This is a genomic window from Microcoleus vaginatus PCC 9802 (assembly GCA_022701275.1).
Classification (GTDB): domain Bacteria; phylum Cyanobacteriota; class Cyanobacteriia; order Cyanobacteriales; family Microcoleaceae; genus Microcoleus; species Microcoleus vaginatus_A.
In genome coordinates this window covers 4,854,318-4,866,684 of record CP031740.1, presented here as the reverse complement: position 1 = coordinate 4,866,684, position 12,367 = coordinate 4,854,318, and the positions used below count along the sequence as shown (strand labels likewise).

At 45.8% G+C, this 12,367-nt stretch carries 8 protein-coding genes; 6 read left to right on the top strand and 2 right to left on the bottom strand.

Annotation, left to right across the window (positions count from 1 at the left end):
- Positions 1–103 precede the first annotated feature (103 nt).
- The 5 genes from D0A34_19880 to D0A34_19860 all read left to right on the top strand — a co-directional run bounded on the left by D0A34_19880 (position 104) and on the right by D0A34_19860 (position 8,347).
- Positions 104–2,026, top strand: a complete 1,923-nt coding sequence (locus D0A34_19880; protein ID UNU20832.1) for a two-component system response regulator CreB — start codon at positions 104–106, stop codon at positions 2,024–2,026.
- Positions 2,027–2,304: 278 nt separating this feature from the next.
- Entirely contained in the window at positions 2,305–5,742 is a 3,438-nt protein-coding gene (locus D0A34_19875) for a PAS domain S-box protein (protein ID UNU22383.1), read from the top strand.
- Between the two features lie 421 nt (positions 5,743–6,163).
- Positions 6,164–6,550: a response regulator gene (locus tag D0A34_19870; protein ID UNU20831.1), complete on the top strand. Its 387-nt coding sequence runs from the start codon at positions 6,164–6,166 to the stop codon at positions 6,548–6,550.
- 1,063 nt (positions 6,551–7,613) lie between these two features.
- Positions 7,614–7,922 carry a DUF1830 domain-containing protein gene (locus D0A34_19865; protein UNU20830.1) on the top strand — a complete coding sequence of 103 codons (309 nt, stop codon included), beginning with the start codon at positions 7,614–7,616 and terminating at the stop codon, positions 7,920–7,922.
- A gap of 74 nt (positions 7,923–7,996) precedes the next feature.
- Positions 7,997–8,347 (top strand): hypothetical protein, encoded by a 351-nt coding sequence (locus tag D0A34_19860; GenBank protein UNU22382.1) that lies wholly within the window; start codon positions 7,997–7,999, stop codon positions 8,345–8,347.
- 82 nt (positions 8,348–8,429) lie between these two features.
- Here D0A34_19860 and D0A34_19855 read toward each other — a convergent pair whose 3' ends face one another.
- Positions 8,430–8,783, bottom strand: a complete 354-nt coding sequence (locus tag D0A34_19855) for a hypothetical protein (GenBank protein ID UNU20829.1) — start codon at positions 8,781–8,783, stop codon at positions 8,430–8,432.
- A gap of 411 nt (positions 8,784–9,194) precedes the next feature.
- Positions 9,195–9,926, bottom strand: a complete 732-nt coding sequence (locus D0A34_19850; GenBank protein UNU20828.1) for a sucrose-phosphate phosphatase — start codon at positions 9,924–9,926, stop codon at positions 9,195–9,197.
- Between the two features lie 164 nt (positions 9,927–10,090).
- On the opposite strand from D0A34_19850, the gene D0A34_19845 reads away from it, so the two are divergent.
- Entirely contained in the window at positions 10,091–12,340 is a 2,250-nt protein-coding gene (locus tag D0A34_19845; GenBank protein ID UNU20827.1) for a porin, read from the top strand.
- Positions 12,341–12,367 lie beyond the last annotated feature (27 nt).

Sequence of the window (12,367 nt, the reverse complement as noted above, 5' to 3'; positions counted from 1 at the left end):
ACTGAAGGTGGGGATTTTTAAAATCAGTTGTAAAAAGGCTATTTAATTAGCCCCAAAAACCGATAAAAAATTCCAAAAATAGTTGGAAGGACAGGTGACGTTTATGAAAATCCTGCTGGTAGAAGATGACACAGTTACAGTCAGTTTGCTGACTCAAGCGCTGAACTCTCACAATTACAATGTGAATGCGGCCGCAGACGGTGAAACAGCGTTGCATTTGGTGCAGGCATACGATTACGACCTGATTGTTTTGGATGTGCTGATTCCTAAACTCGACGGCATTAGTTTGTGTCGAAAATTGCGATCGTCCGGCTGCCAAATGCCGATTTTACTGCTGACAGCGCTAGATAGCAGCAACGATCGAGTGCAAGGTTTAGAGGCGGGTGCAGACGATTATGTGGTCAAACCCTTTAATCTCGAAGAATTAATCGCTCGAATTCGGGCTTTGCTGCGCCGGGGTAAGACAACTTTGTCGAGTACAAATTTGACATGGGAAAAACTGCAAGTCAACCCGGACACTACGGAAGTAACTTATGCCGAAAAAGTGCTGCACCTGACTCCCAAAGAGTACAATTTGCTAGAACTTTTCCTGAGAAATCCCCGGCGCATTTTCAGTCGCAGCGCCATCCTCGATCGCATTTGGTCGGCCGGCGAATTTCCTCAAGAAGAAGCCGTTACCGCTCACATCAAGGGGCTGCGGCAGAAGCTGAAAGCAGCCGGGATGACAGTAGATTTAGTGGAAACCGTGTACGGATTGGGCTATCGGCTCAAAAGTCTGCCGGAGGAGATTGAGAGCCAACAAGTTGGGCAGGAAACGGCAGAAACTGCTAAAACTCAAGAGACTTTATCGACTGAATCCAGCGGGTCGAGCCAGGAATTAAACAAAGACGAACGCCGTCTCAAAGTCTTGAATGCGATTGCCCAAATGCGGGGCAATTTAAAAGCTAATTTTATAGAAAAGGTGGCGATATTTGATCGCGCAATCGCTCAACTGAAAAACGGAAGCTTGGAGGGCGAAGTGCGCGAGGAAGCCCAGGCTCAAGCTCACAAATTAGTCGGTTCTTTGGGAACGTTAGGCCTGCCGAAAGGTTCGGAGTTTGCACGCCAGATAGAACATTTGTTCAAGGCTGAAAACATCTTGAAACCGGGGACGGCTCAGCAGATTGAGGGATTTCTGCATAAGCTCAAACAGATATTCGATCACCCGTCGCCCGAACCAGAAGGCGATTTGGTTCCTGCGGTTTCCCAAAAGCGCCGAATGCTGATTGTTGATGATGATACTTTTGGGAGCGATCAACTGAAAACATTAGCATCCGGTTCCGGCTTCCAGATAGAAGTTGCCAACTCTCCGCAAGCGGCAAGAAATGCGATTTCTCAACAGCCTCCCGACGCGATTTTGCTGGATTTGACATTTTCCCGATCTCAGGAAAACGGACTTTCTCTCTTAGCCGAACTCCGCAGTGAAAAGCCCGAAATTCCGGTGATGGTTTTTAGCGGACACAATCAATTGAGCGATCGAATAGAAGTTGCTCGTTTGGGAGCTTCGGGCTTTTTACACAAATCTATGCCCCCAGCAGATATACTCAAAGCAGTCGCCCAACTAATCGACCAGACTGGCCCTGCTGAAGCTAAAGTTATGGTGGTAGACGATGACGTGCATCTATTGGCTGCACTGCAAGTGATTCTACAACCTTGGGGATTTCAAGTAACAACCTTGGACGATCCCGAAAAGTTCTGGGAGGTACTCGAAACGACTTGTCCGGATTTGCTAATTTTAGATGTGGAGATGCCCGGTTACAGCGGTATCGAGCTGTGTTTGGCAGTTCGCAACGATTTGCGCTGGAGCAAGCTCCCAGTGCTATTTTTGACAGCTCATTCCGAATCGGAAACAGTGCGCCAAATGTTTGTCGCAGGTGCTGACGACTACGTGAACAAGCCGATCGTGAAACCGGAATTAATTGCTCGCCTCTTGAATCGTTTGGAGCGAACTCAACTCAGAAACAGACTGGCTCAGGCACAGCGCTAATCCCATTTTAGAATTAAAGAATTAAAGAATTAAAGAATTGAATAACTGGGAATGACTTATGAGATATGGGTTTCGAGCACGTACCTACAGTTGTATTCTTTTTTTTTAATGGGATAACTAGGAGCAAATATGCAGTGCGTGTACGAAACAAATCAGGAAGCCTTAGCCAGACTAGGGATTGTTAGATTGTGTGATTCCGACGCGGTGCTTTTGATTGATGCTGGCCCGCTGATCAAGAACACAGGCTAATTTAGAGAAGTATTAATCAGATGAAAGCAATGGTATTGCCCTCCGACACAGACAATCTCAATGACAGCGACGGCGAACTAATTTACGCCCCGGCTGCCATCCAACCTCATGGCATCCTTTTAGTGCTGAAATCTCCTGAGTTGAAAATTTTGCAAGTTAGTAACAATATTTTTGAGGATATCGGCATTTATCCCGAAGAACTTTTGGGCAAATTTTTACAGGAATTTGTCGAAACTGAGGAAATTGAGGCTATAGAAAAAGCTTTATTTGAAGACTGCCATCAATCTAACGGTATCAGATTATCATTCAAAAGTCAAAACCGCCAGTCTTTTTTTCAGGGGACCCTGCATCAATCTAGTTCAGCAGTAATTCTTGAACTCGAGTCGGCTGTTTCCCCAAAACCTAGCGATTCTTTCAATTTTTATCATTTAGTCCAAGAGCCGATAGACAAAATCCACAGAACACCAAACCTGCAAGTGCTGTGTCAGACAGCAGTTGAAGAAGTGCGGAGGATGATTGGTTTCGATCGAGCGATCGTCTATCAATTTGATGCCACAGGTGCGGGAGAAGTTGTCGCCGAAGACAAAGTAAAAAGTTTGGCTCCTTTATTGGGACTGCACTATCCGGCTGGCGATATTCCCCCCCAGGCAAGAAACCTGTTCACCATGAGTTTAATTCGGTTTATTCCCGATATTAACTGTAAGCCTGTAGAACTCATTCCTCACTGCAATCCGCTGACCGGTCGCCCCTTGGATCTAGGCTTCTCTTTGTTGAGAGCAGTTTCCCCTTGCCATGTTCAATACCTCAAAAACATGAACATTGGTGCTAGCATGACCTTGACATTAATCAAAGATAAAAAACTCTGGGGATTGATCGCGTGTCACCACCAAACACGAAAGTATGTCAGCTACGAAACAAGAAAGGCTTGCGAACTGCTAGCCAAGTTTGTGAATCTAGAACTCAGCTACAAACAAGATAGCGAAAATTGGGAATATACACTTTATTTAAAAGAAAATTGCCATAAATTTGTCACCAAAATTTCTCAATCACACTGGTTTATAGAAGGTTTACTTAAATCCCCAGATGAATTGCTGACCCTAGTGGGCGCTACCGGTGGAGTTGTGTGTGCCAATGAAAATTTAACAACCATCGGCAAAACCCCGGAATTGGTAGAAATCGAAAGCTTAATTGCTTGGATAAAAACTCAAAAAAATAATGATATTTTTCATACAGATTCTCTATCAAAACTGTATCCGCCATCTGAGAAGTTTAAAGAAGTTGCTAGCGGTTTGCTGGTACTGGCCATGTCCGAGATGCAAAATTATTACATTTTGTGGTTCCGTCCAGAAACAATTCAAACTGTCAACTGGGCCGGTCAACCAGACGGGGAAATTGAAGTTAAACCGGATGGCAACCGGCCGCTGTCTCCTCGCAACTCCTTTGACTTGTGGCAAGAAACTGTGAGGTTAAAATCTTTGCCTTGGCAGCGGTGCGAAATCGAAATAGCCCGAGAACTTCGAGTTGCTATTACTAGCATGGAGTTGCGGAAAACCAATCAGCAGCTTAGCTTAGCTTTGTCGGCTACCAAAATTGGATTTTGGGACTGGGACGTGCAGAAAAATCGCCTAGTTTGGTCGAGGGAACACGAAGAGTTGTTTGGGTTGACCCCGGGCACTTTTGCCGGAACTTATCAAAGTTTTGCAACTTGCATTCACCCAGAAGATTTAAAAAGTATAGAGAATGCTATAAATCAGGCGATCGCCCAGCGAGGAGATTTCTGTCACGAAACCCGCGTGGTTTGGCCCGACGGCAGCATTCACTGGATGGAGGGGAAAGGTAAGTTTTTTTACAATGAAGCCGGCCATGCAGTGCGGATGGTGGGGACAGTTAGAGAAATTACCGATCGCAAAGCTAGAGAATTACAGTTGCGCCTGTTGGAATCAGTAGTCACCACCACTAACGATGCCGTATTAATTACCGAAGCTGAACCGATTCACGAACCGGGCCCGCGAATTCTTTATGTCAACCCAGCTTTCACGCGGATGACCGGCTATACGCTAGAAGAAGTTGTGGGCAAAACGCCCCGCATCTTGCAAGGACAAAAAACAGACCGCGCCAGTCTCCATCGAATTCGGACAGCTTTGGAAACCTGGCAGCCGGTGCGGGTTGACTCGATCAATTACCGCAAAGACGGGACGGAATTTTGGGTAGAAATGAGCATTGTGCCCATAGCGGACGAAAATGGTGAGTTTACCCACTGGGTATCAGTGCACCGCGATATTAGCGATCGCAAACTTGCTGAAGCCGCCCTCCAACAGCTCAACGAACGGTTAGAAATGCGAGTTTTGCAGCGAACCAGAGAACTAGAAAGCTCTCAAGCAGAACTCCGGGAAAGCGAAGCTTTATTTCGCTCTCTGAGCGAGAGTTCCCCCGTGGGCATTTTCAAAATCGATAGTGAGGGGAAATGTACCTATACAAATCCTCGCTGTCAAGCAATTGGTGGCTTCACACCGACAGCAGCTTTAGGAAACGGCTGGATGCGGTTTGTTCACCGCGAAGACATCAAACTAATTCTGTCTAAGTGGTCGGAATCACAATCGCTAGATGGGGAATTTTCCTGCGAATTCCGCCACATCCAGCGAGACGGAACCATCCGGTTTTGTCGGCTTAAAACAGCTCCGATTTTTTCCGACAGATCTCAACTGATTGGTCACGTCGGCACAGTCACAGATATCACAGAAAGTCGGGCAATTGAAAAAATGAAAAATGAGTTTATTTCGATTGTCAGCCACGAACTGCGAACGCCGCTTGCCTCCATTCGCGGTTCTTTAGGTTTGCTGGCGGCTGGGGTACTGAAAAATAAACCGGAAACTGCCAAACAGATGTTAGAAATCGCTTCGAGCGATACCGAACGGTTAGTGCGTTTGGTCAACGATATTCTAGACTTAGAACGGCTCGATTCGAGCCAAGTTATCCTCGTCAAGCAGTGGTGCGAGGCCCAGGTTTTGATGCGGAAGTCTGCAGAAGCTGTACTTTCTTTGGCTGCCGAAAGTAACATTGATTTGTCGATTATGCCCGAAACAGCCCAAATTTGGGCTGACCCCGACAGGATCGTTCAACTGTTGGTAAATTTGTTGAGCAATGCGATTAAATTCTCGGCTCCAGGGAGTACAGTAACTGTCAGGGTTGAAGATTTGGGCGATCGGGTTTTATTTGAAGTCAAAGATAGAGGGCGGGGGATTCCTGCGGATAAACTAGAAACAATCTTTGGACGGTTTCAACAGGTCGATGCTTCTGACTCCCGCCAAAAAGGAGGTACTGGTTTGGGTTTGGCTATCTGTCGCAGCATAGTACAGCAACACGGCGGCAGAATTTGGGCCGAAAGTGTTGTCTCAGAAGGAAGCAGTTTCTATTTCACAATGCCCGCACCGTTGGAAGGCGAAGGGGGAAAAAGTTTGGAGGTTTGAGATTGCTTCGATCAGAGCCCGCGAAAGCTCAAGTTCCTGGCAACCCACGCGGGTAGGATGATTTTGGGAGGCGGATATGTCGATTTTTGGCGTTGCACAATTGGAGGATGATGCTTGTGGGGAGTAGGGTTAGGCGTCCCGCCTGCGGTGAAAATATACCGGACGGGCTCATGGGCCCATCCCACAAAACAATCAAAATCATCCCGCTATTATGGAACGCCCGATTTTGCTGGTCAGGGTTTCAGTAGGTGAGTGGCAAAATATAGCAACCTCGCTCGATTAGGACGTTCTTAAGTGCTGAAACTCTTAATTTTATTGCTTCTTCCTTCTGCTATATCTGTCAAGAAACCCGGTTGATGAGGCAGCGTGCGTAAGTTTTTTTTCGGTTTACCATGATTAATTTAAAATTAGAGTTTTAATTATGTCAGCAAAGCGCATTCTGGTCATCGATGATGAAAAAAACCTCTGCAGCGTGATTCAGGCCTGTCTGGAACATTTAGGTGGCTGGACGGTACTAAGCGCGCCCGACGGCAGCCAAGGATTGCTTTTAGCTGAAACTCACCTCCCTGACGCTATTTTGTTAGATGTGATGATGCCGGATATGGACGGACTTACTCTGTTTGGTTTCCTACAAAATAATACGGCTACTCGGAGGATTCCGGTGATTTTCTTGACGGCTAAGGTGCAGGCGATGGATTTGAGCCAATTTGCTGATTTGGGGGTAGCGGGGGTGATTGCAAAGCCTTTCGATCCTTTGAGTTTGGCACAGCAAGTGGCGGAAATTCTGGGTTGGGAACCGTTGCTTTAAACCCGGGTAAAATACATCGCAGATAGCATATCAAACTCGGCGGTTCAAACCGTTACTACACACACAAAGTCAGCCCAGCCCGACGCAAGAATTAATGGGGCCTTAAAGCCGGACGACGATCAAAAATCCGCTTTCTCGTTCCCTGGATTCTTGCAAAAATCACGCAATTATGTTATTAAACCTGGTTTGTGCGTTCAGGAAATTCCTAGTTTTTCCTGCTGTTTTCAGAATTTCCTCATTTTTTTGATTTAGCTTTGAGATGGATCGGTGATTGGTTAATTTAAACTCTGATTCCCTAGAAGTTCTACAGATGATCTCAGGGAGTCGGGGTTTTTTGTTACCTGCAAAGCCGATCGGCTATCACCGTATTTACAGGCAGAATAACTCCTCCAGAAGTTACGCACACTTGCCTCAAGAACGGTTTTTTTTAAGCCGGGATCACAGAGGCAGCGAAGTTTTTTGGTAAAAAACTCGGTTTCTGGGTGCTAATCCAAGAGTTACGCAGAGTTCCCTCAGAAACCGGGTTTTTTAACCTAGGATCACAGATTAAGCCAAGTTTTTTGGTAAAAAACCCGGTTTTTGCCTAAGTGTTGTAATCCCTGCTTCGGCAAAAGTATATTTATCAAAAAAAATTATGGTCTTCATAATTTCCTCATATTTTTTAGATAATATTTAGTCCAAGCTCTTGAGTTGAAAGTCTCTGCCATCTCAGCACCATTCCACTGCCAAAGAGCGAACCTGTTGTCAGGAGAGTTCGGGGCAGTGACGGTACTTTCGATTAACTGGTGCTACAGAACAACCAGCCTGAATAAGTCAGGGGTTAGGCAGTGCCTACCACAAAAACCCGGTTTTTAACGGGGAAAAACGGGGTTTGTGCGCCAGTCATCTAAGTGTTGGCAGGAGAACTCAAGGGTAAAAAAATTAATAACTGAAGATGTGATTCGCGCTCTCGAATAACACCCCACAAATAAGTCGGTCGTTTTGTCCAGAGCCCAACTCGCAATTGCCACTAACCGGCCAAGTCAAGTCTCAGTCAGTTTTGAAAGAGTGTGGAGATTTTTAAATGTCTGATCAGCTATCTTATAAAGGTAACAACCAGATTCTGTGCTATTACGCAAATGTTACCAACCTAGTTCAGGTGGTTCGGATTGGGAACATTCCTAATTGGTACTTTGAAAGAGTGATGTTTCCCGGACAGCGAGTGATGTTTGAAGCTGCTGCGGAAGCAGTCTTAGAAATTCACAGTGGTGCGGTGCCAAGTGCTATTTTATCGGACAAGATTCCCTGCTACGTGCTGCGGGTTATAGAAGAGGTAAGTTCCGAGTGCGAGCTGGTGATGACCGAAGAACGATTGGCGGTATTAGCCGGTTAAAATTCATGAGAAATCAGACGAGATCGAGAACGGCCACAAAAATATTAGTTAACGAGTGTTTGGGGACGGGGAAAATGCAGAAAAATCTTGTCAATATTACCTTAGCTGTAGTCACAGAGGAAGTAGAAATTATCTTGGAGTCTTATCCGAAGCACCCCTACCAACAAGCTTTTTCGCCTTCGGGATTGCGACAAGATTTAATTGCTTATGTACTCAGCCGAGTTCCTAATAGATATACTGCGATCGACTCCGGCGAGTGTGTGTCAAACCAAACAGTTCAGGTTCGCTGTTCTTCAGAGCAATTGCTGCACATAGAAAATTTGATTCATACTGGAATTCGCGAGGTGCTGCACAGCTATCAGAAGATAGATTACCGCCTGCCTGAAGAAGTTAAATTGGATTCGAGAGTTGCTAGTTGGTTTTGATAGTTTCTTGTAAATGAGGGAGACGCCGAGATTCTCGGCACTCTCAGTTGGGCGAGGTAGAATTGTGTACTGACTCGATGGTTCAAGACTTTTCGTAATCGCAGCAGCAGTTGCACGGGCCATTGGGATTGACAGCACAGCGCAGAATTTCCGATCGAGCATTAAAACGGCAGCTAGCATCTCCGAGAACCCAGATGCCGCTTACAAAAGTTCTTTCCGTCGGCGGTGTGGCCGACTGCACGTAGAGGGCAATTTTTTGCAGTTGGTAGCGGCCGGATTTGAGTTGATAGCGGTGGTGGCGTTCCAAGACAGCATAGGTTTGTCCCTCTAAATCTAGATAGTTCCCCGGTTGTGGCGTCCAATCCAGCCGAATGCTACCTAAATATTGGCGGGGGTGAGAGAGAATCACCTCTACGGGTAAAGTATTTTGTTCCATGTGGCGGTGCGTTCGCGAACTGAACTAAAGGGGCACATAGTAGACTAAACCTACATCTTCTTCATCTAGAAAGATAAGTTTTTCTAGAGAGAGTAATTTAGGTTGAGGCGCTAAACTTAACTATAGAACCTTTGGCGATCGGCGGATAGCCGACTAACCAACACGGCTAGGAAATAAACTTCAACTCGCTTGAGGTAACTAAAGTTAAGTTCGATTAGGTTTTATAAAGCAGTACACGCTGATGATATCGCAACTCGCAGTTTCGATCGATACGCGGTTGAGATTGCTGAACATATTTTAAGGGTTTGCAGGACTTGGGGTGCTTGGGGTGCGTTTTTAGTGAGGAATTCAGTCTTCTGATTTTTATGATAACTTTAGCCCTCACTACAAACCAAACCGGATTTTCGGCAATCAAAATTCCCAAAAATATGCCATTCCTTCCATGATTCCCCAAGCGCAAGCAGAACCTGCTAAATAATGATTTTCAGTGCCACATTCGCGATGCCATTCTAAGAGTTCTGACATAGCATTAGCGACGATTACTCCCCGGACATCCTGTTCAAACATATTGATATCATTGCCAGAATCACCGCAAACTAATGTTGCCTCAGATGGAATTTGCAGGCGCTTTTGTAAATAAGTAAGGGCATTGCCTTTATTGCTAGTTTTCGGCAAAATATCCACATCGCGATTGCTGCTAAAAATGATTTGAGCTGGTAGTCGCGATTCAGTTAACTTTTGCTGCAAAGTCTGGAGAGTCGAACTATTTTCTGCTGCTGGTTCCAAACAATAACTGATTTTCCAAGGATTCTGTTCTTTTAGGGATTGGGGTTTAAGCTGGGAAAACTGCTGAGCTAAAGAGGCGATTGCCATTTTATCCCAGTCTTGAGAAAGATATTCCGCCCAATCTAAGTCCAGGGTTCCGTCTTGGTAAATTTCGCTGCCTACACCTGCGAGCAAATAGTCGGGTTCTAGCAGTTGCTTTTGGGCAATTAATTCGCAAGTTGAAGCATAAGAACGCCCGGTAGCGTAAACCAAACAAATTTGCGATCGTTTTGATTGCAAGCGCTGGTTTAAAACTTGAGTTGCTTCGTCATCTCCGACTAGCGTGTGGTCTAAATCTGTAACTAATAAAAACTTCATTTTGGGAATTAGTCAGTAGTCCGTAGTGATTAGTGATTGGGAATCGCTTGCTTCCTAAAATAATTTTAAATATTTATAAGAATTTGTTAAACCAAACACATTTATAAGCAAGCTTATCGTTTAAGATTGGCCAAATTTAATTTTCAACAAGTGGTGTGAGTGGTATGGTGAATAATTCAACCTCCCTTAAAGCTTTTTGGCTGTCTTTCTTAATTTCTGGTGCGGCGGTGCCTTTGGGGCCGATCGCAGCAACAGCTCAAATTCAGGATACCTCAACTCCAGAAGTTGCGCTAGAAGCGAGTGCCGTCCCGGAGGCTAACCCAGACGCAGCGCTGGCAGCAGGTAAGATTGAGATACCGCCGTTAGCGGCGATTACCGCAGAGACTAACTCAGCAGTCGATCGCCCTTTACCCGAAACAGATGCAGCATGGGTGAATCGTGCTTTACCCGAAACAGATATAGCAGCAGTCGATCGTGCTTTACCTCAAACAGATATAGCAACAGTCGATCGTGCTTTACCTCAAACAGATATAGCAACAGTCGATCGTGCTTTACCCAAACAAGATATAGCAACAGTCGATCGTGCTTTACCCGAAACAGATATAGCAACAGTCGATCGTGCTTTACCCAAACAAGATATAGCAACAGTCGATCGTGCCACAACAGCCCCAGAAATAACGGGGGCAATTCGCGAATTGCCCCCCCAGGAGTTAGAAATTGCAAACTCTCCTCAGTCTCAACAAGTTGCTGAAGCCAACACAGTTGCCGACATCAGCAGCGAGACGGGCACGGCTGATGACCTCAGCATACAAGAAGACGCAGCACAAGTCACCTCTGTTTCCCAACTCTCCGACGTGCGCCCCACTGATTGGGCTTTTCAAGCCTTGCAATCCCTAGTAGAAAGATACGGCTGCATTGCGGGATATCCAGACGGCACATTCCGAGGCAATCGAGCAATGACTCGGTATGAATTCGCCGCCGGATTAAACGCTTGCTTAGACCAAATTACCAAACAACTTGGCGGTTCTACTGGTAATTTAGTCCAGCGAGAAGATTTACTTGCTTTGCAAAGATTGCAAGAAGAATTTGCAGCAGAATTAGCTACTTTGCGCGGTCGAGTCGATGGTTTAGAAGCCCGCACTGCCGAATTAGAAGCCAACCAATTTTCAACTACGACTAAATTAAACGGATTTGCTTGGTTTAACCTGACTGGAGCTTTTGCGGGCGAGCGAGTCCGAGTTGAAGCAACAAATGGAAACGCTGCTCCGCTCGATCGAGTAGCCGGACGCGATCCTGTCACCAACAGACCAATTGTGCAGAGAGTGGACGACCCCGAAATCACTTTCAGCCAGTTAGTTTGGTTGACCCTCACTACTTCCTTTACAGGGAAAGACGAATTGATTACACAGCTAGCTGTAGGTAACGGCAATTCCCCAGCCAACCAGTTTACTTCGGTGGGTTTTTTCAATACATTCGGCACTCCTTTTCTCGATCAAACTGCGGGAGGAAATCCTAATGAAGTTGTCCTGAGGGAACTTTCCTATCGGTTCCCCCTTAGCAACAGCTTGCAAGTAGTAGTCGGGCCGAGGATTAATTTCTACCGCTACTTTGACAACAATAGGTTTAACTTTTTCGTAGAGGGTGCCAGCAGCTTTAATTCTAACAACAGCCCTTTGTTAAGCGCTACCAGACGCGGTGCCGGTGCTCTGGTTTTGTGGGATATCGGCCGTGCATTGAGACTGCGTTTTGGCTATTTGGGCGAGAGTACGGAATTTTTGCCCACTTCCGTCTTTAATTCCGCTTCCAATCCGTCTCAAGGCTTGTTTGGTGGGACAAATACGACTACAGCAGAATTAACATTCAGTCCGAGCGATCGGACTAATTTGCGCTTTTTGTACAGCCGTTCCAACATCCAGCAAATCGGTGGCTTAATTGGATCTCCTAACAGCAAGCCGTTAAACGGTGTGGCAGATGACGGTTTTGGTGGCCGCGTGGGGAATGCGACTGCGAATACTTATAGTTTCAATTTCGATTGGTTAGTCACTCGCCGCTTTGGTCTTTTCGGCCGCTATGGCTACGCCGAAACCAATATATTTCCCAAGACTAACCGACCCGACGGCACGATCACAAATCAATCTTATCAGTTAGGACTTGCATTTCCCGATTTGTTCAAAGAAGGAGCTTTGCTTACGGTGTCATATTTAGTACCTTTTGACTTTACTGGCGGTCGGAGGTTTCTGGTTTCTGGCGGAGGGAATGGCGGCACGCAGTACGAAATAGAGGCAACTTATTATTTGCCTCTCACCGACTATATTTCGATCGTGCCAGCATTTTATGCGATCTGGAATGCCAATAATTTCGATAACAACCCGACAATTTTTGTGGGCAATTTGCGGACGCAGTTTAGTTTTTAATTAAATTAGGGCTGAGTTGAACATAAT

Coding starts and splice junctions, on each gene's coding strand:
- D0A34_19855 (UNU20829.1), bottom strand. CDS start 8,783: ATGGAACAAAATACTTTACCCGTAGAGGTGATTCTCTCTCACCCCCGC.
- D0A34_19850 (UNU20828.1), bottom strand. CDS start 9,926: ATGAAGTTTTTATTAGTTACAGATTTAGACCACACGCTAGTCGGAGAT.
- D0A34_19845 (UNU20827.1), top strand. CDS start 10,091: ATGGTGAATAATTCAACCTCCCTTAAAGCTTTTTGGCTGTCTTTCTTA.
- D0A34_19870 (UNU20831.1), top strand. CDS start 6,164: ATGTCAGCAAAGCGCATTCTGGTCATCGATGATGAAAAAAACCTCTGC.
- D0A34_19875 (UNU22383.1), top strand. CDS start 2,305: ATGGTATTGCCCTCCGACACAGACAATCTCAATGACAGCGACGGCGAA.
- D0A34_19860 (UNU22382.1), top strand. CDS start 7,997: ATGCAGAAAAATCTTGTCAATATTACCTTAGCTGTAGTCACAGAGGAA.
- D0A34_19865 (UNU20830.1), top strand. CDS start 7,614: ATGTCTGATCAGCTATCTTATAAAGGTAACAACCAGATTCTGTGCTAT.
- D0A34_19880 (UNU20832.1), top strand. CDS start 104: ATGAAAATCCTGCTGGTAGAAGATGACACAGTTACAGTCAGTTTGCTG.